Origin of the sequence: Cupriavidus sp. WKF15 (genome assembly GCF_029278605.1) — a bacterium.
Taxonomy (GTDB): domain Bacteria; phylum Pseudomonadota; class Gammaproteobacteria; order Burkholderiales; family Burkholderiaceae; genus Cupriavidus.
Map to the genome: position 1 here is coordinate 827,126 of NZ_CP119572.1, position 23,395 is coordinate 850,520.

At 66.2% G+C, this 23,395-nt stretch carries 18 protein-coding genes, 1 tRNA gene, 1 other RNA gene and 1 pseudogene; 14 read left to right on the top strand and 7 right to left on the bottom strand.

The window, feature by feature from the left end; translation table 11 throughout:
* The first annotated feature begins 72 nt into the window (after positions 1–72).
* The 3 genes from lolA to CupriaWKF_RS03955 are packed head-to-tail and all read left to right on the top strand — an operon-like array spanning position 73 to position 1,542.
* Entirely contained in the window at positions 73–711 is a 639-nt protein-coding gene (gene lolA, locus CupriaWKF_RS03945; protein WP_276099731.1) for an outer membrane lipoprotein chaperone LolA, read from the top strand.
* Positions 712–719: 8 nt separating this feature from the next.
* Positions 720–1,109, top strand: coding sequence for a hypothetical protein (locus CupriaWKF_RS03950; protein WP_276099732.1), 390 nt, complete (start codon positions 720–722; stop codon positions 1,107–1,109).
* 40 nt (positions 1,110–1,149) lie between these two features.
* On the top strand, positions 1,150–1,542 hold the full coding sequence (locus tag CupriaWKF_RS03955) for a hypothetical protein (RefSeq protein WP_276099733.1): 393 nt from the start codon (positions 1,150–1,152) through the stop codon (positions 1,540–1,542).
* A 34-nt stretch (positions 1,543–1,576) separates the two neighbouring features.
* On the opposite strand, the gene CupriaWKF_RS03960 is transcribed toward CupriaWKF_RS03955, so the two are convergent.
* Positions 1,577–2,221, bottom strand: a complete 645-nt coding sequence (locus CupriaWKF_RS03960; RefSeq protein WP_276099734.1) for a hypothetical protein — start codon at positions 2,219–2,221, stop codon at positions 1,577–1,579.
* A gap of 382 nt (positions 2,222–2,603) precedes the next feature.
* Here CupriaWKF_RS03960 and CupriaWKF_RS03965 point away from each other — a divergent pair, with 382 nt between their 5' ends.
* From CupriaWKF_RS03965 to CupriaWKF_RS03985, 5 genes and pseudogenes are all read left to right on the top strand, one after another.
* Positions 2,604–3,944, top strand: coding sequence for a replication-associated recombination protein A (locus tag CupriaWKF_RS03965; protein ID WP_276099735.1), 1,341 nt, complete (start codon positions 2,604–2,606; stop codon positions 3,942–3,944).
* A 100-nt stretch (positions 3,945–4,044) separates the two neighbouring features.
* Positions 4,045–5,361, top strand: a complete 1,317-nt coding sequence (gene serS, locus CupriaWKF_RS03970) for a serine--tRNA ligase (RefSeq protein WP_276099736.1) — start codon at positions 4,045–4,047, stop codon at positions 5,359–5,361.
* Positions 5,362–5,441: 80 nt separating this feature from the next.
* Positions 5,442–5,531 (top strand) — tRNA-Ser (locus CupriaWKF_RS03975).
* A gap of 140 nt (positions 5,532–5,671) precedes the next feature.
* The gene (locus CupriaWKF_RS03980) at positions 5,672–6,544 is read left to right on the top strand and encodes a DUF1653 domain-containing protein (protein ID WP_276099737.1); all 873 of its coding nucleotides are present in this window, start codon (positions 5,672–5,674) and stop codon (positions 6,542–6,544) included.
* 418 nt (positions 6,545–6,962) lie between these two features.
* Positions 6,963–7,379 (top strand): annotated as a pseudogene (locus tag CupriaWKF_RS03985) (phosphatase PAP2 family protein); the annotation flags it as partial.
* Positions 7,380–7,539: 160 nt separating this feature from the next.
* Here CupriaWKF_RS03985 and CupriaWKF_RS03990 read toward each other — a convergent pair.
* Together CupriaWKF_RS03990 and CupriaWKF_RS03995 are read right to left on the bottom strand one after the other, a co-directional pair.
* The gene (locus tag CupriaWKF_RS03990) at positions 7,540–8,871 is read right to left on the bottom strand and encodes a hemolysin family protein (RefSeq protein WP_276099738.1); all 1,332 of its coding nucleotides are present in this window, start codon (positions 8,869–8,871) and stop codon (positions 7,540–7,542) included.
* A gap of 61 nt (positions 8,872–8,932) precedes the next feature.
* Positions 8,933–9,907 (bottom strand): LysR family transcriptional regulator, encoded by a 975-nt coding sequence (locus CupriaWKF_RS03995; RefSeq protein WP_276099739.1) that lies wholly within the window; start codon positions 9,905–9,907, stop codon positions 8,933–8,935.
* 124 nt (positions 9,908–10,031) lie between these two features.
* Between CupriaWKF_RS03995 and CupriaWKF_RS04000 the strand changes: the two genes are divergently transcribed.
* The 4 genes from CupriaWKF_RS04000 (at position 10,032) to CupriaWKF_RS04015 (ending at position 14,072) form a co-directional block, all read left to right on the top strand.
* Complete coding sequence (locus tag CupriaWKF_RS04000) at positions 10,032–11,312, top strand: D-amino acid dehydrogenase (RefSeq protein WP_276100659.1); 1,281 nt, start codon at positions 10,032–10,034, stop codon at positions 11,310–11,312.
* An 80-nt stretch (positions 11,313–11,392) separates the two neighbouring features.
* Positions 11,393–12,319: a glutamate/aspartate ABC transporter substrate-binding protein gene (locus CupriaWKF_RS04005; protein ID WP_276099740.1), complete on the top strand. Its 927-nt coding sequence runs from the start codon at positions 11,393–11,395 to the stop codon at positions 12,317–12,319.
* 173 nt (positions 12,320–12,492) lie between these two features.
* Positions 12,493–13,305 (top strand): transporter substrate-binding domain-containing protein, encoded by an 813-nt coding sequence (locus CupriaWKF_RS04010; RefSeq protein WP_276099741.1) that lies wholly within the window; start codon positions 12,493–12,495, stop codon positions 13,303–13,305.
* A 107-nt stretch (positions 13,306–13,412) separates the two neighbouring features.
* Positions 13,413–14,072 carry an amino acid ABC transporter permease gene (locus CupriaWKF_RS04015; protein WP_276099742.1) on the top strand — a complete coding sequence of 220 codons (660 nt, stop codon included), beginning with the start codon at positions 13,413–13,415 and terminating at the stop codon, positions 14,070–14,072.
* Positions 14,073–14,143: 71 nt separating this feature from the next.
* Here the strand turns inward: CupriaWKF_RS04015 and cphA (CupriaWKF_RS04020) are convergent, their stop codons facing one another.
* Together cphA (CupriaWKF_RS04020) and cphA (CupriaWKF_RS04025) are read right to left on the bottom strand one after the other, a co-directional pair.
* Positions 14,144–16,714, bottom strand: a complete 2,571-nt coding sequence (gene cphA / locus CupriaWKF_RS04020; protein ID WP_276099743.1) for a cyanophycin synthetase — start codon at positions 16,712–16,714, stop codon at positions 14,144–14,146.
* A 29-nt stretch (positions 16,715–16,743) separates the two neighbouring features.
* The gene (gene cphA, locus CupriaWKF_RS04025) at positions 16,744–19,380 is read right to left on the bottom strand and encodes a cyanophycin synthetase (RefSeq protein ID WP_276099744.1); all 2,637 of its coding nucleotides are present in this window, start codon (positions 19,378–19,380) and stop codon (positions 16,744–16,746) included.
* 241 nt (positions 19,381–19,621) lie between these two features.
* Between cphA (CupriaWKF_RS04025) and CupriaWKF_RS04030 the strand changes: the two genes are divergently transcribed.
* Positions 19,622–21,916 carry an ABC transporter ATP-binding protein gene (locus CupriaWKF_RS04030; RefSeq protein ID WP_276099745.1) on the top strand — a complete coding sequence of 765 codons (2,295 nt, stop codon included), beginning with the start codon at positions 19,622–19,624 and terminating at the stop codon, positions 21,914–21,916.
* Positions 21,909–22,412: a DUF1854 domain-containing protein gene (locus tag CupriaWKF_RS04035; protein ID WP_276099746.1), complete on the top strand. Its 504-nt coding sequence runs from the start codon at positions 21,909–21,911 to the stop codon at positions 22,410–22,412. The genes CupriaWKF_RS04030 and CupriaWKF_RS04035 overlap by 8 nt, the downstream gene beginning before the upstream one ends.
* Before the next feature lie 25 nt (positions 22,413–22,437).
* On the opposite strand, the gene CupriaWKF_RS04040 is transcribed toward CupriaWKF_RS04035, so the two are convergent.
* Together CupriaWKF_RS04040 and ssrA are read right to left on the bottom strand one after the other, a co-directional pair.
* Positions 22,438–22,839 carry a hypothetical protein gene (locus CupriaWKF_RS04040; protein ID WP_276099747.1) on the bottom strand — a complete coding sequence of 134 codons (402 nt, stop codon included), beginning with the start codon at positions 22,837–22,839 and terminating at the stop codon, positions 22,438–22,440.
* 143 nt (positions 22,840–22,982) lie between these two features.
* Positions 22,983–23,342, bottom strand: a transfer-messenger RNA (tmRNA) gene (gene ssrA / locus CupriaWKF_RS04045).
* Positions 23,343–23,395 lie beyond the last annotated feature (53 nt).

Below are 23,395 nucleotides of genomic sequence, written 5' to 3' on the forward strand. Positions count from 1 at the left end.
CTAACCATCAGGTTGCACCGCCGCGCCATGCAGACTGGCGTGGCGCCTTTTCCCTCAGCAAGGATCTGATACATGCGAAAACGCGTTCTCGTGTCGGCCTGTGCCGCGTTGGCCGTCTTTGCCGCGCACATGCCCGCGGCCCTGGCCGCCGCCACCGACCAGCTCCAAAGCTTCGTTACCGGCGTGAAGAGCGCCAAGGGCGAATTCACGCAGCGCCAGGTCAGGGGGCAGGGCGACAGCCTCAAGGTCACCGGCACGTCGAGCGGCAGTTTTGTGTTCGCACGCCCCGGGAAATTCACGTGGCGTTACGCCAAGCCCTATGAGCAGTTGCTGCAGGCCGACGGCCAGACGCTCTACATCTACGACAAGGACCTGAACCAGGTTACCGAGCGCAAGCTCGACGGCGCGCTGGGTTCCAGCCCGGCGGCCATCCTGTTCGGCAGCAACGACTTCGAGAAGAACTTCACGGTGAAGAACGGTCCCACGCGGGACGGCGTGGAGTGGCTGGAGATGACGCCGAAGTCGAAGGACACGCAGTTCGAGCGCATCGGCATCGGCTTCAAGGGCGGTAATCTCGAGGCAATGGAATTGCGCGACGCCTTTGGCAATACCACGCTGCTGACATTCTCCGCGATGCAGAAGAACCCGCCATTGCCGGCGGATGCGTTCCGGTTCACGGTGCCCAAGGGCGCCGACGTGATGAAGCAATGAGGCGCGCCATGTCTGCACTGAAACCAGTGTTTTGCGCCCTGGCGGTCGTACTCGGCCTGTCCGCCTGCGCAACGGCGGGAGGCGGCAAGTTCGATGTCGATTCCTTCCTGCGCGGATCCGACACGGCGCTGCCGGAAGTGCTCGGCAACCCGGCCTTCCTGTCCGCGACGCGCATTCCCGCGAACGAGTGCGCGGTCATGCTGCAATCGGCCAGCACCGGCGTGCTGGAAGGCCTGCCGCCCAGCAGCAGTGCGCGCGGTCCGGCCTGGGTGCTGCATCGCGCCGATTCGCCGGCGCAGGTCTGGCTCGTCACCAGCGAAGCCGGCGGCGAACGGACCTGTCATGGCCCGTTGCCCGCCGACGCCATGAAGACCCTGGTCGACCGGGCCAAGGGCTGATCAGAGCGGCGCGAAGCTTCACTGGACCAAGGAACAGAACATGCTCTCCATGCTTCGTCGACATGCACTGCACACACTAGCCTTTGCAGCGGCGCTTGGCGCCGGGTGCGCGGCGCCGTCCGCGCCACCCGCCGGAGCTGCCAGCTCCACCAGCTCCACCAGCCCGACTCAGGGGCCCGCCCAGGGTCCCACCCGGAGCCCGACCGGCCCGCAGGGCGCACTTGGCACGCCGGAGGGTTGCCAGGCCGACAAGCTCGGGGACGACAGCCTGGTCGGCAAGACCGAGGCCGAGGCCACTGCGATGCTGCAAGGCTGCGCCTGGCGGCTGGGTGAGCGCGATGGCCAGCAGTATCCGGGCACCATGGACTACAACCCGCAACGCCGTACCCTGGGCATTACGTCCGGCAAGGTGGCGTGGGTGCGCCGCGGCTAGTTGTCGGGCAGGAAGCTGCCGGGCCGCTCGGGTTTCAGAGCAGGAAGCGCTTGTTGCCGGTCACCGCGGTCGGCTCGACCTTGCGGAAGGTTAGCTTCACGCTGCTGTCGAGCCGCCGACCGGCCTGTTTGCGTCGCAATGCACGCAGCACCAGGCCTTTGTGCCCGACCGTGCCTTCAGCGTAGGGCTGGCCATTGCCGATGTCCAAGGCCCCGGCGGCCAGCGCGGCATTGCGTTCGGCCGCGCTCTTTTCCAGCAGCTTGTCGAGTGCCATGCGCGCGCGTACCTGCGTCATCAGTGCCGCGTCGGACGGATTGGCGCGGGCGCGATCGGCGTCCCGAGGCAGTTGCACCTTCCCGGCCAGCCGCCGCAGGGCGGCGCGCAGCTCGGCGCCATCCATCTTGTTGTCCTGGACGATCCAGACCGCGTCATGACGGATCAGCGGTTCCGTGTCGGCCATCCTGCGCAGCAGCACGGCCGGCAGGCCCGGGGCGCCCAGCTGGTGCGAGCGGCGGATGGCGTTGACCGTGATGCGCCGGATCTGCGGGTTGTCATGATCGGCCAGATCGACGAGCACACGCTGCGCGGCGTCGGCAGAGTCGATCATTTCGGCCAGCTGGCCGGCCAGGGAAACCTCTTCCACGCTGCTGAGCCTGCCCTTGCCGACAAGCCGTTTCATCTTGAAGACCAGAAAGTGATACTTCAGCATAATTCCCCAGGCGATCTTGTAGCCGCGTGGCGGATGGCTACATCCGGCCGGCCTTGCCCGCAGCCTTGTCTGTTGTCTCCGCTCGATGAATGCATCCCGTGGCGACGCGAGGTGATCGCTGCCATGAAATGAATCCGGAGCCGGCCCAGGCCCGGATATCGGCAGCCGACGGCCTGGACTTGAGGGAAATCAGGGTTCGGCCCCCCTGGCGGATGGTTGGCAACAGCCACCGCCGCGCGGCGCTGACGAGACAATGGTCTACACTGTCACGTTCCCCGGCGCCGCTGGCGCCAACCACGCCGCTGCCTTGCGGCTGGCGCGTGGTTTTGCGATTTCCGAGGCCTGAAATACCGTGGCGGACACGCTGTTTTCCGATTCTTACGACCGTTCCCGGCAACCGCTCGCCGAGCGCCTGCGTCCACGCAATATCGACGAGGTGATCGGCCAGCAGCACCTGCTCGGGCCGGGCAAGCCGCTACGCGTCGCGTTCGCGTCCGGCGAACCGCATTCGATGATCCTGTGGGGGCCGCCCGGCGTGGGCAAGACCACGCTCGCGCGGCTGATGGCCGATGCCTTCGACGCGGAGTTCATTGCTTTGTCGGCCGTGCTGTCCGGCGTGAAGGACATCCGCGAGGCAGTGGAGCGCGCCGAGCAGTTCCGCGCGCACGGGCGCCGCACGCTGGTGTTCGTCGATGAAGTCCACCGCTTCAACAAGAGCCAGCAGGACGCCTTCCTGCCGCATGTGGAAAGCGGCTTGTTCACGTTTATCGGCGCGACCACCGAGAACCCGTCGTTCGAAGTCAACGGCGCCTTGCTGTCGCGCGCCGCCGTGTATGTGCTCAAGAGCCTGGACGATGCCGAGCTGACGCAGCTCGCGCAGCGCGCCAGCGAAGAACTGGGCGGCATCACCTGGCAGGATGAGGCCCTGAAGCTCATCGTGGCCTCCGCCGACGGCGATGGCCGCAAGCTGCTGAACAATATCGAGATCGTGGTCAGGGCGGCCCGCAATGCCGGCACAACGGAGATCGATACCGCGCTGCTCGGCAGCGCGTTGTCCGAGAACCTGCGCCGCTTCGACAAGGGCGGCGATGCGTTCTACGACCAGATCAGCGCGCTGCACAAGTCGGTGCGCGGCTCCGACCCTGACGCCGCGCTGTACTGGTTCTGCCGCATGATCGACGGCGGCGCGGATCCGCGCTACCTCGCGCGGCGTATCGTGCGCATGGCGTGGGAGGACATCGGCCTCGCCGATCCGCGTGCCGCCCGCATCACGCTGGACGCCGCCGAAACCTATGAACGCCTGGGTTCGCCCGAAGGCGAGCTGGCGCTCGGCCAAGCGCTGATCTACCTGGCCGTGGCGCCCAAGTCGAACGCCGGCTACAACGCGTACAACGCGGCACGTGCGTTCGTGTCCAAGGACAAGTCGCGCCCGGTGCCCGTGCACCTGCGCAACGCGCCCACGCGGCTGATGAAGGAACTGGGCTACGGCCACGCCTACCGTTATGCGCACGACGAACCCGAAGCCTATGCGGCGGGCGAGCACTATTTCCCCGACGACCTGAAGGCGCAGGGCTGGTACCAGCCTGTGCCGCGCGGCCTGGAAGGCAAGATTGCGGAGAAGCTGCGCCACCTGCGCGAACTCGACGACGCCTGGCACCGCGAGCACCGCGGCAAGGGCAAAAACGGGGAATGAGGCGGCAAGCGCGCACAGTTCCGAGGCGGCGGGGCGCGCGGGTGAAGTAAAATGGCGGGTCCGCCGGCATGTCGCCGGCCCGCACTTCCCACACCGCAACATGCTCGACATCCAGCTGTTCCGCAAAGACATCGACGCCGTGGCGCAACGCCTTGCCACGCGCGGCTTCCAACTCGACGTAGCGGCCTTCCAGGCGCTCGAAAGCGAGCGCAAGCAACTGCAGACCCAGACCGAGGAACTGCAGGCCCGCCGCAACAGCCTGTCCAAGCAGATCGGCATGCTCAAGGGCAAGGGCGAAGACGCCTCGGCCGTGATGGCGGAAGTGGGCGGCATCGGCGACACGCTCAAGGCCTCCGCCGCGCGCCTCGAGGAAATCCAGGCCCAGCTGTCGGACCTCATGCTGTCGATTCCGAACCTGCCGCATGAAAGCGTGCCGGTCGGCAAGGACGAGACCCAGAACGTCGAGGTGCGCCGCGTCGGCGAGCCGCACCGGTTCGATTTCGAGGTGCGCGATCACGTCGACGTGGGCGAGAAGCTCGGCCTCGATTTCGATACCGCGGCCAAGGTGACGGGCTCGCGCTTCTCGATGCTGCGCGGCGGCGTGGCGCGCATGCACCGCGCGCTGGTGCAGCTGATGCTGGACACGCACACGCAGGAACACGGCTACACCGAGATGTACGTGCCGTACATCGTCAATGCCGCGTCGATGCGCGGCACCGGCCAGTTGCCCAAGTTCGAGGAAGACCTGTTCAAGGTGCCGCGCCATGTCGGCAGCGCGGGTGACGACAACCCGGGCGAGCGCACCGAGAATTTCTACCTGATCCCGACCGCCGAAGTGCCGCTGACCAACATCGTGCGCGATGCCATCGTCGCGGGCGACAAGCTGCCGCTGCGCTTCGTCGCGCATACGCCTTGCTTCCGCTCGGAAGCGGGCTCGTACGGCAAGGACACGCGCGGCATGATCCGCCAGCACCAGTTCGACAAGGTCGAGCTCGTGCACGTGGTGCCGGCCGAGCAGTCGTTCGATGCGCTGGAGCAGCTGGTCGGCCACGCCGAGGCGATCCTGAAGAAGCTCGAACTGCCATTCCGCACCATCGTGCTGTGCACGGGCGACATGGGCTTCGGCAGCACCAAGACCTATGACCTCGAAGTGTGGATCCCGGCGCAGAACACGTACCGCGAGATCAGTTCGTGCTCGAACATGGGCGACTTCCAGGCCCGCCGCATGCAGGCGCGCTATCGCGTGGGGCAGGGCAAGCCGGAACTGGTGCACACGCTGAACGGCTCGGGCCTGGCCGTTGGCCGCACGCTGGTCGCCATCCTCGAGAACTATCAGAACGCCGATGGCTCCGTCACCGTCCCGGCCGCGCTGCAGCCGTACATGGGTGGCACCACGCGACTGGAACCTGAACTGTAAAAAACTGCATGCCAGCCTCTTGCGCTGGCTGGCTGAACCTGTCTATAATCTTGGTTTCGCTGCACGGCGACCAAGTTACCGGAGAGGTGGCAGAGTGGTCGAATGTACCTGACTCGAAATCAGGCGTACCGGCGACGGTACCGTGGGTTCGAATCCCACCCTCTCCGCCAATACAAGAAGCTGCCGACTGTTTCGACCACCGGCAGACAAGAAGACTGTAGTAAAACTCAGACCGACTCTTGCGCAAGCAAGCGTCGGTTTTGTTTTTTGTGCGCCGGTTTGTTACGTGCCGGACTTCCGAGGGCAGCCGATGACATCCACTCCCGCCGAACCGCCGCGTTTCCAGGGCGATCCCGACGAACTGCCTCGCGATGCCGGCCTGGTTCCCGGCATGCCGTACCGGCACTACAAGGGTGGCGCCTATGCCGTGGTCGGCGTGGGCCGGTTCGAGGCCGACCTGTCGCCGGTGGTGGTCTATCAAGCGATGCGTGATCGTTCCCTGCTGTGGGTGCGTGCCGCGGAGGTCTTCACCGAGCCCGTGGCCACCACGCAAGGCACGGTACCGCGCTTTGCGCCGGACTGGCCGGCTGCGCTGGCCTGCCTCGATTTCCTGCCGCGCAAGGCAGTCCTCGAAGTGCTGGCGCAGTATGACGCGCCATACCGGCACTATCACGATCGCCGCCATGTGCTCGAGATGTTCGAACAGGCACAGGTGCGGGGCGTGGCGCTGAATCCTGCCCAGGCGCTGGCGGTGCTGTTCCATGACGCCGTGTATGTCCCCGGCTGCGAACACAACGAGGCCGCGTCCGCCGCGCTGATCCCGACCATGGCGCCGGGCGTCGATGCCGCCACCATCGCGCTGGCCGCGCAGATCGTGCTGGATACGCGCACGCACGAGGCCACGGTCGCTGACTCGGCGCTAGTGCTCGATCTGGACCTTTATCGGCTCGCCGTGCCAGCGGCAGACTTCGACGCATACAGCCTTGCCGTCTTCGAAGAGAACCGTGCGTTGCTGGCGGCGCAAACCGGGCTTGCGGACGAGCCGCTGATGCAGGCCTTCCGCGAACGCCGCGCTGCCTTCCTGTCCACGCTCGCGCAGCGTCCGCGGCTATTCGGCACCGACGCCTTCGCCGACTGCGAGGCACCGGCGCGCGCCAACATTGCGCGCGTTGCCGGCGGCTGAATACATGCGCGAGGCAAGTGCGGCCATGGTGATGCCCGCCAACGCGCTGGGCGTGCTGGCGCTGTTCGCGCTGGCGGCCGTGCTGCTGTTCTGGCTGATTCCGCTGTTGCTCATCATCCTTCGGCCTTTAGTGAGCCGGCTCGATGCGTGGCGTGCCGCAGGCGTGGCGGCATTGTCCAGGCGCACCGCCGACGCCGGCGGCCGCCCGTCGCGGCTGGGTGCCGTGACGCTGCGCATGCTGGAGCGCGACGCCGCCGAGTTGCTGCTCGTTGCCGCCGCAGGCGCGATCCTGCTGGCCTGCGGCGGCGCGCTGCTCTGGCTGGTCGATGGGATTGCAGAAGGGCACGGTATCGTCGCGCTGGACCATGCGGTATTCGACCAGCTGCGCGCGGCGCGGCAAGACTGGCTCGATGTCGCCATGATTGCCGTCACCGAGCTGGGCGGCGCTCGAATCTCGGTAGCGGTGGGCGTCGTGGTCTTCGCCTGGCTGGCGTGGCGGCGCGCGTGGGCCGCCGCGGCGTACTGGGCCATCGCTCTGCTCGGTGCGCGCGCCTGCGTGTTGGCGCTCAAGTTCGGCTTGCAGCGCCATCGTCCGGCCAGCATCTACAGCGGACTGGAGTCCTACTCGTTCCCGAGCGGCCATGCCACCAGCAGCATGGTTACCTATGGCTTTCTCGCCTTGCTGGTCTGCCTGCGCCAGCCATGGCGCGTGCGCGTGCCGGTGCTCGCGCTGACAACCGTTGCGGTGACGGCGATCGGCCTGTCGCGACTGTACCTGGGCATGCACTGGTTCTCCGACGTGGCGGCCGGATTTGCACTGGGTCTTGCGTGGATCACCTTGCTCGGTACGGCCTATGTGATGCTGCACGTTCCCGCGCGGCTACCGGCGTGGCAGCTGGGCGCGATCGCCGCGGCTACGGTCGTGGCGGCTGCCGGTTATCTGATTGCATTCCGACTGCCGGACAGGATCGGGCAGTACCGGCGGGCGGGCGCGCTCAGCGACCCGGTTGCGGCGCCGGTTCCTCCGGCGCTTCCGTTGTCCCGACCGGCAGGCGCGACACCAGAAGCTGATCGATCTTGTGGTGGTCGATGTCCAGCACCTCAAAGCGGAAGCCCGCCACGGTGATCGATTCCGACTTCTTCGGAATGCGCTTGAGCGCGTAGATCACCAGCCCGGCCACCGTATCGACGTAGTCTTCGCCGGGCAGCGAGTCGATCTCCAGCGCCTTCTTCAGGTCGACCAGCGGCGTGAGTCCATCCACCAGCCACGAGCTGTCGTCGCGCCGCACGATCTGCTCGTCTTCGCTCGAATAGAGGATGTCCCCCATCAGGGCGCCGACGATATCGTCGAGCGTGACGATGCCGACCACGATGCCGTACTCGTTCATCACCACGGCAAAGTTCTCGTGCATTTCGCGAAAGCGCGTGAGCGCTTCGGACAATGTCAGCGTGTCGGGAATCACCAGCACGTTCTTGTCGTGGTGCTTGCCGATATTGCCGATCACCGTCGCGCTCTCGTCGGCCAGCAGCAATTGCAGGATGTCCTTGGAGGCGATGTAGCCCTGCACGTCGTCGAGATCGTGGCCGCATACCGGATACTGCGCGTGCGGCTGGTTGACGAGCTTGCGCCGCACGCTGTCGGCGGTCTCGTCCAGGCTCAGGTAGACCACGTCGTCGCGCGGCGTCATGATCGCCGTGACGTTCTTGGAGTCCAGTTCGAACACGTTCTCGATCAGGTGGATCTCGTGCTTGAGCAGCACGCCGGCTTCGGCGCCGGCGTCGACCATGGCGGCGATATCCTCGGTGGTGATTTGCTCGACGGTCTTGGTCGGCAGGCCAAACAGCCGCAGGGTCGCATCGGCCGCGGCGTTGAACACGAAGACCAGCGGCTTGAGCACGCGCAGCAACGTCAGGATGGGATCGATCACCGCGAGCGCGCATGCCTCGGGAAAGGACATGGCGATGCGCTTGGGGATCAGGTCGGCAAACTGGATGAACAGCAGAGTGACGATCAGGAACGAGCCGATGTTCGCGACGCGCTGCGCGATGCCGGCGTCCATATAGGGTGACAGCCCCGCGAATACCAGGTCCGAGACATGTTTTTCACCGAGGATACCGGCCAGGATCGCGACACTGTTCACGCCGATCTGCACGATCGTGAAGAAGTTTCCGGGCTCTTCCTTGAGCAGAAGCACCTTGGTGGCGCGGCGGTCGCCGCGTTCGGACAGGGTCTGCAGCTTGGTGCGGCGGGCGGCGGTCAGCGCGATCTCGGAAATCGAGAAGAAGGCACTGATCAGGATCAGGAGGAGCAGGGTCAGTACGAACATGGCTGGATGCAGGCGCCGTTCGGGCGCCTTGATGATGGTGCAGGCCGCGCGAGGCTGTCAATCAATCGCGCCCCCGGGCGTTGGCAGCCATAGTGGCGTCGAAGCTGGCAACGGGAGTTTCGAGCCGCTCGGGCAGGGTGGCGGCGAGAGCCGCGGCGGCCTGCGCGAACTGCGCGCGCATGTCGTCCACCAGGCTTGACGCGGCGCGGTGGCTCGCGCGCAGCAACTGTATTTCGAACGGCAGGGCAGGCTGCACGGCATGAAGCGAGACGCGGCCGAGGCTGGCGCTCAGCGCCGTGTACTGGTCCAGCAGGGCCATGCCCAGGCCGGCTTCCACCAGCGACAGTGCCAGCGAATACGTTTGCACTTCCAGCGTGGAGCGCGGTTCCAGCGCATGCCGCGCCAGGGTTTGGCGCACGAGCAGGCCGAGCGAACTGTTGTCGTCATAGCCGATGAAGGGCCGCTCCATCAGCTTGCGCATGGACACCACCTGGCGCCGGCCGCCGGCGGGCAAGGGCTGGCCGCGCGGTACCGCAAGCAGCATATGGCCGGCAGCCACCGGCTCGGAGGTGATGGCTTCATGGCGCGGCGGCGAGAAGGCGAAACCCAGGTCGATCTGGTTGGCGAGCAGCGCGTCGACGATCTCGTCGGTATGGTGGGTCAGCACCTGGACCTGGGTGTCGGGGTAGCGCGCGCAGAAGCCGCGCACCGCCGGCACCAGCAGCGGGCCGGCCAGGCTTGGCGTGGCGGCCACGCGCAGGCGCCCGGCGCCCTTGTGGCGCAGGCTTTCCGATACGCGCCGCACGCGCTCGATCTCGCCATATAGCCTTTCGACATCGCCGTACAGCGCGGTGGCCTCGGGCGTCGCTTGCAGGCGGCCGCGCACGCGCTCGAACAGCCGGAAGCCGAGCGAGGCCTCGGCATGCTGCAGCACGCGCGTGACCACGGGTTGCGAGACGTGGAGCAGGCGCGCGGCCTCGCTGACCGTACCGGTCAGCATGATGGCGCGGAAGACTTCGATCTGGCGCAATCGCATGGTGGAGATGCTGGTGCGTGGCGGCCTATAGCCTGAAGACATATTCTGGCACGTATTGGCATTGGGCAAGCCGCGTGCGCTCGATTACGCTGCTGCCATCGGATCGGAAGCGAGAAGGATGGCAATGCGGGTAGTGATCGTTGGCGCCGGCGTGGTCGGCATGACCAGCGCCTGGCGCCTGGCACAGGATGGCCACGAAGTGACCGTGCTCGAGCGGCATGACGGCCCTGGCGAGGAAACCAGCTTCGCCAACGGCGGCCAGCTCAGCTACAGCTACGTGGCGCCGCTGGCCGGGCCGGGCGTGATGGGCAAGGTGCCGGGCTGGCTCCTGCGCCACGATTCGCCCATGCGCTTCCGGCCCGTGGCGGACCCGGCGCAGTGGCGCTGGCTGGCCGCGTTCATGCGCGCATGCAACGCCGCCACCAGCGAGGCCACCACGCGCAAGCTGCTGCGCCTGGCGTTCTACTCGCGCGACCTGATGCAGGCGTTCGTGGCCAGCGAAGGCGGCAAGGCCGGAGCGGGGACGGACTTCGATTTTGCGCGGCGCGGCAAACTGATTGTGCACCGCGATGGCGCCGCGTTCGAGTCGGCGCGGCGCCTGCTTGACTATCAGGCCAGCCTGGGCTGCGAGCAGCAGGCGCTGGACCGGGAGGCTTGCGTGGCGCTGGAGCCCGCGCTGCAGGGCATCCGCAACGAGATTGCCGGCGCGATCTATACGCCGAGCGAGGAAGTGGGCGACTGCCACCGCTTCTGCCTGTCGCTGGCACGGTTGCTGCAGCAGCGGCCCGGCGTGTCGATGCGCTTCGGTACCATCGTGCAGGGATTGGTGCGGGAAGGGGATCGCATTGCCGGTGTGCAAACGGCTTCCGGGGTGGTGCCGGCCGATGCCGTGGTGGTGGCCGGCGGCATCGGCAGCGTGCCGCTGCTGCGCCCGCTGGGCGTGCGTCCGATGCTGTGGCCGCTGAAGGGATATAGCATCACCGTGCCGCTGTCGGGCGGCGCGCGCGCACCGCATATCAGCATCACGGATTTCGCCAACAAGATCGTCTATGCGCGCATCGGCAATACGCTGCGCGTTGCTGGCATGGCCGACCTGGTGCGCGGAGGCGCGCGTATCGATCCGGAGCGCGTCGGCACGCTGGTGTCGCAGACGCGTGCACTGTTTGACGGTATCGTGCCCGATATCCCGCTGGCGCAGCTGCAGCCCTGGGCGGGACTGCGGCCTGCCACGCCGGACGGCTTGCCGATGGTCGGTCCATCGCGGGTGCGCGGCCTGTGGCTCAATCTCGGGCACGGCGCGCTGGGCTTCACGCTTGCCATGGGCAGCGCGGGCCTGCTGGCCGACCGGCTCGCCGGCCGCACGCCAGCCGTCAACGCAGAGGAATTTTCCGCCGCGCGCGCATAGCCGCACGGCAGCGTCTTGCAGTACGTGGTTCCGAGGAAATGCCTCGATCAACAAGCACCCTCAACAGAAGGAGCGCCAACATGAAGCAATCGCACACTTGCCGCAACCGGGTTCCCTTGCACCTGCTCGCAGCCGTCGCCCTCAGCCTGGTCAGCACATTCGCCGCGACGTCGGCCTGTGCCGCCGATGGCGATACGCTGCGCAAGATCAAGGAGAGCGGGGTGATCTCGCTCGGCTACCGCGAGTCGTCGATCCCGTTCTCGTACACCGACGGCAAGGAGGTGATGGGCTACTCGCACGAGATCCTGCTGCAGATCGTCGACAAGGTGAAGAGCGATCTCAAGATGCCGAACCTGCAGGTCAGGCTCACGCCGATTACCTCGCAGAACCGCATTCCGCTGGTACAGAACGGCACCATCGACATCGAGTGCGGCAGCACCACCAACAACCTTGAACGGCAGAAGCAGGTGGCGTTCTCGAACAGCCTGTTCGTGTACGGCATCAAGATGCTGACCAGGAAGGATTCGGGGGTGAAGGAGTTCACCGACCTGAAGGAGCGCAACGTGGTCACCACCGCCGGGACCACTGGCGAGCGCCTATTGGTCAAGATGAATGGCGAGAAGGCCATGAACATGAACCTGATCAGCACCAAGGATCATGGCCAGTCTTTCCTGATCCTGGAAAGCGGCCGTGCCGCGGCCTTTGTCATGGACGAGCCGCTGCTGTACGGCGAGCGCACCAAGGCCAAGAACGCGGGCGACTGGGTGGTGGTGGGCGCGCCGTTGCAGACCGAGAACTACGCGTGCATGTTCCGCAAGGACGATCCTTCGTTCAAGAAGCTGGTCGACGGCGTGGTGGCGGACCTGATGACCAGCGGCCGGGCCGAGAAGCTGTACAACAAGTGGTTCATGTCGCCGATCCCGCCGCGCGGTATCAACATGAACTACCCGCTGTCCGCCGACATGAAGGCGCTGTTTGCCGCGCCGAACGACAAGGCGTTCCAGTAAAGACGAAACGCCGGCGGGGCAGGCTGGCAGTTATATAGCCATGATGAATCGTTATTTCCGTATCGATAGCGGTTGCGGTAGCGTTGAGGCCGATATAGGCTCATAGCAGCACAACCGGCCGGCAGGCCCTTCACAAGAGGCTGCCGGCCATTCCGCATCCCACTGGAGAACATATGCGATCGATTCGTCATGGCTGGCTCAAATCCCTGCTGGCTGCCTCGCTGATTGCCGGCGCCGCCGGCCTGACTGCCACCGCGGCCAGCGCCGCGGACCTGCTCGATAGCGTCAAGCAGGCCGGCGTGCTGAAGGTTGGCCTGGAAGGCACCTATCCGCCGTTCGGCTTCCGCGGTCCCAAGAACGAGCTCGACGGCTTTGACGTGGATGTGGCGCGTGCCGTCGCCGCCAAGCTCGGGGTGAAGCCGGAATTCGTCACGACCGAATGGAGCGGCATCATTGCCGGCCTGCAGGCGGGCAAGTTCGACGTGATCGTCAACCAGGTCTCGGTGACGCCGCAGCGCAAGCAGGTGCTGGACTTCTCCACGCCCTACGTCTATTCCGCCGCCCAGCTCATCCAGCGCAAGGATGACAAGCGCGAGTTCAAGTCGCTGGAAGAACTGAAGGGCCACAAGCTTGGCGTGAGCCTGGGCAGCAACTACAACGACCTGGCCAAGTCGGTGCCGGGCATCGACGTCAAGACCTATCCCGGCGCGCCCGAGTATCTGCGCGACCTGGCCGCGCAGCGCGTCGATGCCGCGCTCAACGACCGGCTGATGGTGAACTACCTGATCAAGACCGCCAACCTGCCGCTGCGCCCCGGCGCGGTGGTGCCGGGCGCCAATGCCGAGGTTGCCATTCCGTTCCGCAAGGACAATCCGAAGTTCGCCCAGGCCATCGACCATGCGCTCGACGACCTGCGCAAGGACGGCACCCTGACCAAGCTGTCGGTGAAGTGGTTCGGCTCGGACGTGACCAAGCCCGGCAAGTAAGCCGCTTCTGCCTGTAACCCGTACCCCGCCCGGCCGAAGGTCGCGCGGGGTTTGCGCACATCCCGGCAGGCCGCTACGATGCGTGCATTTCCTTCTGCCTCCCCCAAATGTCCGCTCTCCAGCTCGTATCCGATTCCTTGCCCGTGCTGCTGCAGGGCACGCTGCTGACCATCAAGTTTGCACTGTGGTCGATGGCCTTCGGGCTGGTGCTGGGCACGGTGGTGGCGCTGATGGGCATCAGCCACAGCGCCTTCCTCAAGGGCATCGCGCGCGGGTACGTCAGCATCATGCGCGGTACGCCGCTGCTGGTGCAGATCTTTGTCGTCTACTACGGCTTGCCGGGCGTCGGCATCGCGCTGGAGCCGACGCCCGCCGGCGTGCTGACGCTTAGCCTCAATGTGGGGGCTTATCTTTCGGAGAGCATGCGCGGCGCGATTCTCGGCATTTCGCGTGGCCAGTGGCTGGCCGCGTACAGCCTTGGCCTGACGCCCGGACAGACGCTGCGCTATGTGGTGGGCCCGCAGGCGCTGCGCCTGGCGGTGCCGAGTCTTTCCAACAGCCTGATCAGCCTGATCAAGGACACCTCGCTGGTGTCGGTCATTACCGTGACGGAGTTGCTGCGCACGGCGCAGGAGGTCATTGCGGCCACATACCAGCCGTTGCCGCTATACCTTTCGGTGGCGGCGATCTACTGGGTTCTCAGCACCGGGCTTTCGGGGCTGCAGCATATGCTGGAGCGCCGCTTGTCGTTGCCGGGGCGACACTGAGCACCGATTCGGCAAACAAGAAGGGCCAGCCCATTCGGGCTGGCCCTTCTTCGCATGACTGAGCCGCCTGCTTAACCCTGCGCGACGCGGCTGGCAATGTGCGCCAGCGCTTCATCGACCTGGTCCACCAGGATCAGACACAGTTCACCAGCCTGCAGCCGGGACAGCGAGGTGTCGATGGCCAGGAACTCGCCACGGATCTCGTCGATCTTGCTGGCGCGCGTGGCGCCTTGCAGGCCCTCGCGCAGCAGGGCGAGCACTTCGCCGTCGGCGCGGCCACGCTGGCACTGGTCCTGGTACAGGATGACCTCGTCGAAGACCCCGCCAAGGATCTGGGTCTGCTTGCGGATATCGTCGTCGCGGCGATCGCCGGCGCCGCTGATCACCACCATGCGGCGCGTGGCCGGCATGGTCTGCACGGCATTGCACAGCGCCTGGATGGCGTCCGGGTTGTGGCCGTAGTCGGCAATCAGCGTGGCGCCCTTGTAGTCGAACACGTTGAAGCGGCCCGGGGCCGTCTGCGCATCGTTGACGAAGGTCGCCAGGCCGCGGCGAACGATGCTCCAGTCGATGCCGAGCGCCCAAGCCGCGGCGATCGACGACATGGCGTTCTCCACCTGGAAGCCGATCGTGCCGTTGCGCGTCAGCGGGATCTCGGCCAGCGCGAAGCGCACCTCGGTGTCGCCTTCGGAGGCAACGATGTGGTCGCCGTCGACGAATACCACGCGCTTGCCCTGCGCACGGTGCGTGGCCATGGCCGGCTGGCCCGGATCATGCGCGAAGAACGTCACCGAGCCCGGGCAGGCGTCGGCCATGGGAACCACCATCGGGTCCGCGGCGTTGAGTACGGCCATGCCGTGCGGCGCCACGTTCTGCACGATTACGCTCTTGAGCACGGCCAGGTCTTCCACCGTGCTGATGTAGGACAGGCCCAGGTGGTCGCCTTCGCCGACGTTGGTCACCACGGCCACATCGCAGCGGTCGAAGGCCAGGCCTTCACGCAGCAGGCCGCCGCGCGCGGTCTCGAACACGGCAGCGTCCACGTCCGGGTGCAGCAGCACGTTGCGCGCGCTGCGCGGGCCGCTGCAGTCGCCGGTGTCGATGCGTTCGCCACGGATATACACGCCGTCGGTGCCGGTCATGCCCATGCGCAGGCCGCTGGTGGCCATGATGTGGGTGATCAGGCGGACCGTGGTGGTCTTGCCGTTGGTGCCCGACACCGCCACCACCGGAATGCGGCCATCGTCGCCGTCGGCGAACATGGTCGATACGATGGCTTCGCCAACCGCGCGGCCCTTGCCGTACGAAGGCTGCAGGTGCATGCGCAGGCCCGGCGCGGCGTTGACTTCGACGATGCCGCCAGCCTGTTCCTCGAACGGCTTGAGCACGGTCTCGCACACGGCATCCACGCCGGCGATGTCCAGGCCGACCATCTGCGCGGCGGCCACGGCGCGCGCGGCGATGTCCGGATGGACGTCGTCGGTCACGTCGGTCGCGCTGCCGCCGGTCGACAGGTTGGCGTTGTTGCGCAGGACCACGCGCGTGCCCTTGGGCGGCACGGACTCCGCCGTCAGGCCCTGCTTGGCCAGCACGGCCAGGGCAATGTCGTCAAAGCGGATCTTGGTCAGCGAGGTCGCATGGCCTTCGCCGCGGCGCGGGTCGCGGTTCACTTCCTCGACCAGCTGGCGCACGGTATGCGAGCCATCGCCGATGACTTGCGGCGGATCGCGGCGTGCCGCCGCGACCAGATGCTTGCCGACCACCAGCAGGCGGAAGTCGTGACCCGGAATATAGCGCTCGACGATCACGTCCGAGCTGATGTCCGAAGCGACTTCATAGGCCGTCATCACTTCTTCGCGCGTGCGGATGCGCACGGCCACGCCCTTGCCCTGGTTGCCGTCGCGCGGCTTCACCACCACGGGGGCGTCGATCTCCTGCGCGGCTTCCCAGGCTTGCTCGGCGCTGCGCACCGAGCGGCCGAGCGGTACCGGCACGCCGGCGGCATGGAGCAGGCTCTTGGTCAGTTCCTTGTCCTGCGCGATCGATTCGGCCACGGCGCTGGTGGCGCTGGTTTCGGCGGCCTGGATGCGGCGCTGCTTGCTGCCCCAGCCAAACTGCACCATCGAACCCTGCGTCAGGCGGCGGTACGGAATGCCGCGCGCCACGGCGGCGTAGACGATGGAGCCCGTGCTCGGCCCGAGGCGCACGTCTTCGTCGAGTTCGCGCAGGCGGTGCAGCGCGTCGTCCAGGTCGAACGGCGCGTCGTCGCGTGCGGCCAGGCACAGCGCCTGGGCCAGCTCGAACGCCAGGCGGCCGACTTCTTCCTCGCTGTACTGCACGATCACCTGGTAGGTGCCGGGCTCGACGGTCTGCGCCGTGCGGCTGAACGTGACCGGGCAGCCGGCCGCGGCCTGCAGGCGCAGCGTGGCGCCTTCCAGCACGTGCGCGAGCGACAGCTCGCCAGCTTCCTCGTCCGGATGCAGCGGCCCAATAGCGGGAAAGCGCGCGCGCAGGCGGTCTTCAAAGCCGGGCAAGGCGGCAACCATGTCCGATGGTTCCGGGCAGGCCACGATCGCCTCGATGGCGGTGTGGCGGCACCACAGGTTCGGGCCGCGCAGGGCCCGGATGCGAGAGACTTCCATAGATCTGGTATCCGTTCTTCTTCGGGCCGTCAGGCGCGGCGCGGGGGCTGGCCCATCCACTGGTGCACGCGGTCGACGGTGGCGGCGGTGGCGCTTTCGTCGCACTGCAGGACCAGCAGGTCGCCGGCCACCAACTGGCCGAGCGCGGTCTCGATGGCGTCGCGGCGCGTGCCTTCGTCGATGATCTTGGTGACGCGGCGTCCTTCGTAGAGCCCTTGCTTGAGCAGGGCGCGGGCTTCTGCGTCGGGCAGCGCGCGCTTGACGCTCCGGTCTTCGCACAGGAACACGCGGTCGAAGGTGGCGCCCAGGACCTTGCCTTGGCGGACCATGTCTTCGTCGCGGCGCTGCACGCCAGCGCCGTAGACGATCATGCGGCGTTCGGCCGGGAAGCGGTCCAGCGCGGCGGCCAGGGCCTCCAGCGCAGGGGCGTTGTGCGCATCGTCCACGACCACGATGGCGCCGTTGCGCTCGAACAGCGTGAAGCGGCCCGGCACGTCGACCTGGCCCACGTCGAAGGTCACGATGCCGGCGCGGATCAGGTCATTGGAGATGCCCAGCGCCCAACCCGTGGCGACGGCCGCCAGCACGTTTTCCACCTGGAACGAGACGCGGCCGGCATAGGTCAGCGGAATGGCAGCCACATCGGCCAGCGGCGTTTCGCTGTTGCCGGTGGCCAGAACCACCTTGCCGTCGCGCACGAACACGGCGCGCTTGCCGTTGGCACGATGCGCGACGATGGCCGGCAGTTCGGCCGTCAGGCCGAAGAAGATCACGTCGCCGTCCGACAGCTCGGCCATTTCCACCACGCGTTCGTCGCGCGCGTTGAGCACGGCCGCGCCGTTCTTGAGCACCACGTCCACCTGGGTGCGCAGTACGTTGAACATGCGGTCCTCGTCTTCGACGTAGTAGTCGCCCATGTGGTCGGGCGCATCGAAGTTGGTGACCACGCCGACCTGGCAGCGGTCATAGACCAGGCCTTCGGAGAGGATGGAGCCGCTGTCGTTCTCGAACACGGCGGCTTCCACCGCGCGGTTCATCAGGATGCGATGGCCCGCGTCCCAGTTGGCGCGGTCGCCGGCCTGCACCAGGCGGCGGTCCAGGAACAGGCCGTCGCTGCAGGCGAGACCGGTGTGCTTGCCCGACAGCTGCAGCAGGCGGGCGACCAGCTTGGCCACCACGGTCTTGCCGTTGGTGCCGGTAATGCCGACCACCGGGATGCGGCCGGGGTTGGTGTCGTCGGCCTCGGGGAAGAGGTGGTCGACGATGGCGCGGCCCACGGGGCGCGGCGTGCCTTCCGCCGGCTTGAGGTGCATGAGCAGGCCAGGGCCTGCATTGACTTCCACGATGGCACCGCGTTGCTCGGACAGCGGGCGCGAGATGTCCTCGGCCACCAGGTCCACGCCTGCGATATCCAGGCCGACCACGCGCGCGGCCAGCGCTGCATGCGCGGCCACGCTGGGGTGCACGCGGTCCGTGACATCGAATGCCACGTTGCCGGTGCGCTGGATCAGCACGGTCCTGCCTTCGGCGGGTACCGAGGTGCCATCCATGCCCTGGCGCTTGAGCTCCAGGCGCGCGGCGGAGTCCAGCCGGACGCGGTTCAGCGGATGGTCTTCGGTGGTGCCGCGGCGCGGATCCGAATTGATCTGCAGCTCGATCAGTTCCTCGATGGTGGACTTGCCGTCGCCGACCACGCTGGCGGTCTCGCCCATCGCGGCGGCGACCATGCGGCCGCCCACGACCAGCAGGCGGTGCTCGTTGCCGGGGATGAAGCGCTCGACGATCACGCCGTTGCCTTCCTCGATGGCCACCGCGTAGGCGGTCTCGACTTCCTCGCGCGTCACCAGGTTGGTGAAGACGCCGCGGCCATGGTTGCCGTCGTACGGCTTGACCACCACCGGCACGCCGATGTCCTCGGCGGCTTCCCAGGCATCTTCCGGCGACTCGACCATGCGGCCTTCCGGCACCGGCACGCCGCACGATTCCAGCAGGCTCTTGGTCAGGTCCTTGTCGCGCGAGATGCTTTCGGCGATGGCGCTGGTGCGGTCGGTCTCGGCCGTCCAGATGCGGCGCTGGCGCGCACCGTAACCAAGCTGCACCAGGTTGCCGTCGGACAGGCGGATGGATGGGATGTCGCGGTCGTCGGCGGCATCGACGATGCAGGCCGTGCTCGGGCCCAGGCAGTGCTCATCGACCAGGCGGCGCAGGTTGTCGACGGCGGCGGGCACATCGAAGGGGAGGTCCTCGATCGCGGCCATGACCAGGTCGCGTGCGCTGAACAGGGCGGCGCGCGTGACTTCTTCGTGCCAGGCGCGCACGATCACCTTGTAGACGCCGCGGATCGGGGTCTCGCGGGCCTTGCCAAATCCGCCGGGCATGCCAGCCAGGTTCTGCAGCTCAAGCGTCACGTGTTCCAGGATGTGGCCCGGCCAAGTGCCTTCCTTGAGGCGCTGCAGGAAGCCGCCGCGCTCGCCAATGCTGCAGCGATGCTCGATCAGCGTGGGCAGCCATGCCGACAGGCGTTCGTAAAACCCCGGAATCGTGTTGGAGGGAAAATCCTCCAGCTCCCCGATATCGACCCACGCCTCCAGCACGGGCCGATATGTCCACATATTCGGGCCGCGCAGCGACATGACATCGAAAATCTCAATGTCCTTCTTTTTCATTGATTTAGCTTGAGGCAATGGGCGGAACCGCCCGAGAAATGGAAGCCTAACCTTTCAATAACGTTACAGCATACGTCAGGTTGACTTCTTTAGCTGACATCCGATTGTGCAATGCATCAGGGCACCCGCTGGTTTGCGTTATGTATACTTGCGGGCAAAATCGCGGGCCGCCAGTGTGCGGCCATTCTAAATTGTTTCAAGTTATGTCCGTTTCCGCTGGACGCTGCAAGGCGCGCCGACAATGACCCAATCCTCCCTGCCCGTCTCTCAAAGCCGCGTCCCGGACGAGCCCTGGCGGGCTGCAGCCGGTGCGGTGCTCCGCCCCGGCGAGACCATCCTGGCCGGGCTGGAACTCGACCTCGACGCGAGGCTGCATTTTACCCAAGGGTGGCTGGTTGTGACGGACCAGCGGCTTCTGGCCAGTGCTCCCGGTGAAAAAAGTGTGCGGGAATGGGCCATCGAGCCTGGCCTGCGCCTGTCGCACACCGATCATGCGGGCGTCGGGACGCTCGAACTAGGCAGTGCCACGGCGCGCCTGGCGAGCTGGCACTACACGCTTGGTTACAATCCTGCCGCGCTGCGGCTCGTCGATCAGTTCGAGGCGCGTCGCGATGCGCCTGTTGCCGGTGCACCACAGGGTGCCGGCGAAGTGCTGTGCCCCATCTGCAAGGCCCCGCTGCCGCCCGGCGAGGAGCAGTGCCCGCAATGCAGCCGCGAGGTGGAGACCCCGCCGTCGACGTGGGCGCTGCTGCGCCTGTGGCGCTTTGCGCGCCCGTACCGCTGGGAACTGCTGGCAGGCTTCCTCCTGACGCTGCTGTCCACGGCGGCTACGCTGGTGCCGCCGTACCTGACCATGCCGCTGATGGACAAGGTGCTGATCCCGTTCCAGAACGGGGTGCCGATCGACTATGGCCTCGTGCGCCTGTACCTGGCGGGACTGCTGGGCGCGGCGCTGGTGGCGTGGAGCCTGGGATGGGCGCGCACCTACCTGCTGGCGCGCGTGTCCGAGCGCATCGGCGCGGACCTGCGCACCACCACCTACGAACACCTGCTGAAGCTGTCGCTGGAATATTTCGGCGGCAAGCGCACGGGCGACCTGATGGCGCGCATCGGCTCGGAGAGCGATCGCATCTGCGTCTTCCTGTCGCTGCACTTGCTGGACTTTGCCACCGACGTGCTGATGATCGTGATGACGGCGGTGATCCTGGTGTCGATCAACCCCTGGCTCGCGCTCGTGACGCTGGTGCCACTGCCGTTCATCGCATGGATGATCCACCTGGTGCGCGACCGGTTGCGCCACGGCTTCGAGAAGATCGACCGGATCTGGTCGGAGATCACCAATGTGCTGGCCGACACCATTCCCGGTATCCGCGTGGTCAAGGCCTTCGCGCAGGAAAAGCGTGAAGTGGCCCGTTTCCGCGAAGCCAACAAGCACAACCTCGCGATCAACGATCGCGTGAATGCGGTGTGGTCGCTGTTCACGCCGACCGTGACGCTGCTCACGGAAATCGGCCTGCTGGTGGTGTGGGTGTTCGGTATCTGGCAGGTGTCGCACAGCGCCATCACGGTCGGTGTGCTGGTGGCCTTCCTGACCTATATCAGCCGCTTCTATACGCGGCTCGATTCGATGAGTCGGATTGTGTCGGTCACGCAGAAGGCGGCGGCCGGCGCCAAGCGCATCTTCGATATTCTCGACCACGTCTCGAGCGTGCCAGAGCCTGTGCGCCCGGCGAAGCTGGAGAAGGTCGAGGGCGCCATCGAGATGCGCGACCTTGGTTTCCGCTATGGCAACCGCGCGGTGATCCGCGGCCTGGACCTGTCGATCGCGCCGGGCGAGATGATCGGGCTGGTCGGGCACAGCGGCTCGGGCAAGAGTACGCTGGTCAACCTGATCTGCCGCTTCTATGACGTGTCCGAAGGTGCGATCCGCGTCGATGGTATCGACATCCGTTCGCTGCCGGTTTCGGAGTACCGCCGCCATATCGGCCTGGTGCTGCAGGAGCCGTTTCTGTTCTTCGGCACCATCGCCGAGAACATCGCATACGGCAAGCCTGGCGCGACGCGCGAGGAGATTGTCGCGGCCGCGCGCGCCGCGCATGCGCACGAATTCATCCTGCGGCTGCCGCACGGCTACGACTCGCTCGTCGGCGAGCGGGGCCAGGCGCTGTCCGGCGGCGAGCGCCAGCGCATCTCGATTGCGCGCGCGCTGCTGATCAATCCGCGCATCCTGATCATGGACGAGGCCACGTCGTCGGTGGATACGCAGACCGAAAAGGAAATCCAGAAGGCGCTCGATAACCTGGTGCAGGGGCGCACCACGATCGCCATCGCGCATCGTCTGTCCACGCTGCGCAAGGCCGATCGCCTGGTGGTGATGGACCGCGGACAGATTGTCGAAGTGGGTGGCCACGACGAGTTGCTCGCGCGCGAAGGGGCCTACTACAAGCTGTACCAGGCACAGGCCCGCAACGTCGATACCGAGGACGAGCCGGCCGACGAGGATGCCCTGCTAGGCACGGAGACCGCCAATGCTTAATGATGCCAACCTTATCGCTGGCGAAATTCCCGATACGGAATTCACGCTGACCCGCAACGCTTTCGGCAAGCTGGTGCTGACGCTTGGCAACGGCACGGCGCACGAGGGCGTGGTACCGGTGCGCGCCTTCCCGATCGGCGCGCCCGATGACGGCATCGGCATGATGAGCACGGACGGCCGCGAGCTGGCCTGGATTCCGCGGCTCGATGGGCTCTCGGGACCGCAGCGTTTCCTGGTGGAAGAAGAGCTGGCCGCGCGCGAATTCATGCCGGAGATCCAGCGCATCGTCAGCGTCTCCACATTCGCTACGCCGAGCGAGTGGACCGTGCAGACCGACCGCGGACAGACCACGCTGGTGCTGCGCGGCGAGGAAGATATCCGCCGCCTGGCCGGCAGCACGCTGCTGATTTCAGACAGCCATGGCATCCACTACCTGATCCGCGACCTGATGGCGCTGGATCGTCACAGCCGCAAGATACTCGATCGCTTCCTCTGAGCTTGCGCTGTCAGGAACTGCTGCATCAATGCAGCAGTTCCTCGCCGTCCTCGTCGTCGTACTGGTCGTCGTGCATCAGCGGGGTATCCGCGACCATGTCGAAGACGGTCGAGTGGTAGTGAATGCTGAACCAGTCGCGGAACATTTCCAGCGACAGTTGCGCTGGCCACAGCGACTCGTCGAACCACTCGGCGAGCATGAACTCGAAGAAGCCACGCCAGCGTTTTTCCACCCAATGCCTGGCATTGTCGGTCGTGTCCGCCAGTTCCTCGGGCAGCAGGAAAACGCTTTGGTCTTCCCGTATGTGTTCCAGCGTCAGGTTTGGGACAGGCTCCGGATCGACGGCCTGGATCCAGTCCAGAAACGGCTGCTCCGGAACGATCGCCACCAGGGCGCGGTTGATAGTGAAGCGGGGATAGTCGGACATGGCAAGGCTACAGGGCAGACTGCAGGACGGTATTGTAGACGCCGGAATGGGTGGCAGCGGCGACGCCCACGTGGCGTGGGGCGGACGGCCTCCCATAAGGCCAAGAAAAAACCCAGCCGGCAAAGGCTGGGTTTCGGAAATACTGGTGGAGCCGGCGGGAATCGAACCCGCGTCCGCAAGCCCTCCACAGAGAGTTCTACATACTTAGTTCTGTCATTTGATTTAACCGCCGCATCGCGGACGAACACGCTCTACGATGGCGAGTCACTTGGTTTTCGTCCCTGCAGTCGTGACACCGACGGGGCTTATCTGACGTAAATGACCTCGCTGGTTCTTGCGAACCCTAGCCCGTCAGCGAGCCAGTGCGAGGACGGCGGCCCTTAGGCTGCCAGTGCGTAACGTTCGTCGTTAGCAGTTATTACATTCCCATTGATTAACGAGGTGACGGGTCCTCGGTATGCCCTCCACTGCTTCGCAACCCACGTCGAAACCAGGTCGGCCCCAGTGATGAGAAGAACGGATTGTACTCGGTTTGGACGGAAGTTGCCGCGCCGGG

What these genes read in the sequence shown, in the direction of transcription:
- lolA (WP_276099731.1), top strand. Translation starts at nt 73, where the DNA reads ATGCGAAAACGCGTTCTCGTGTCGGCCTGTGCCGCGTTGGCCGTCTTT.
- CupriaWKF_RS03950 (WP_276099732.1), top strand. Translation starts at nt 720, where the DNA reads ATGTCTGCACTGAAACCAGTGTTTTGCGCCCTGGCGGTCGTACTCGGC.
- CupriaWKF_RS03955 (WP_276099733.1), top strand. Translation starts at nt 1,150, where the DNA reads ATGCTCTCCATGCTTCGTCGACATGCACTGCACACACTAGCCTTTGCA.
- CupriaWKF_RS03960 (WP_276099734.1), bottom strand. Translation starts at nt 2,221, where the DNA reads ATGAAACGGCTTGTCGGCAAGGGCAGGCTCAGCAGCGTGGAAGAGGTT.
- serS (WP_276099736.1), top strand. Translation starts at nt 4,045, where the DNA reads ATGCTCGACATCCAGCTGTTCCGCAAAGACATCGACGCCGTGGCGCAA.
- CupriaWKF_RS03980 (WP_276099737.1), top strand. Translation starts at nt 5,672, where the DNA reads ATGACATCCACTCCCGCCGAACCGCCGCGTTTCCAGGGCGATCCCGAC.
- CupriaWKF_RS03990 (WP_276099738.1), bottom strand. Translation starts at nt 8,871, where the DNA reads ATGTTCGTACTGACCCTGCTCCTCCTGATCCTGATCAGTGCCTTCTTC.
- CupriaWKF_RS03995 (WP_276099739.1), bottom strand. Translation starts at nt 9,907, where the DNA reads ATGCGATTGCGCCAGATCGAAGTCTTCCGCGCCATCATGCTGACCGGT.
- CupriaWKF_RS04000 (WP_276100659.1), top strand. Translation starts at nt 10,032, where the DNA reads ATGCGGGTAGTGATCGTTGGCGCCGGCGTGGTCGGCATGACCAGCGCC.
- CupriaWKF_RS04005 (WP_276099740.1), top strand. Translation starts at nt 11,393, where the DNA reads ATGAAGCAATCGCACACTTGCCGCAACCGGGTTCCCTTGCACCTGCTC.
- CupriaWKF_RS04010 (WP_276099741.1), top strand. Translation starts at nt 12,493, where the DNA reads ATGCGATCGATTCGTCATGGCTGGCTCAAATCCCTGCTGGCTGCCTCG.
- CupriaWKF_RS04015 (WP_276099742.1), top strand. Translation starts at nt 13,413, where the DNA reads ATGTCCGCTCTCCAGCTCGTATCCGATTCCTTGCCCGTGCTGCTGCAG.
- cphA (WP_276099743.1), bottom strand. Translation starts at nt 16,714, where the DNA reads ATGGAAGTCTCTCGCATCCGGGCCCTGCGCGGCCCGAACCTGTGGTGC.
- cphA (WP_276099744.1), bottom strand. Translation starts at nt 19,380, where the DNA reads ATGAAAAAGAAGGACATTGAGATTTTCGATGTCATGTCGCTGCGCGGC.
- CupriaWKF_RS04030 (WP_276099745.1), top strand. Translation starts at nt 19,622, where the DNA reads ATGACCCAATCCTCCCTGCCCGTCTCTCAAAGCCGCGTCCCGGACGAG.
- CupriaWKF_RS04035 (WP_276099746.1), top strand. Translation starts at nt 21,909, where the DNA reads ATGCTTAATGATGCCAACCTTATCGCTGGCGAAATTCCCGATACGGAA.
- CupriaWKF_RS04040 (WP_276099747.1), bottom strand. Translation starts at nt 22,839, where the DNA reads ATGTCCGACTATCCCCGCTTCACTATCAACCGCGCCCTGGTGGCGATC.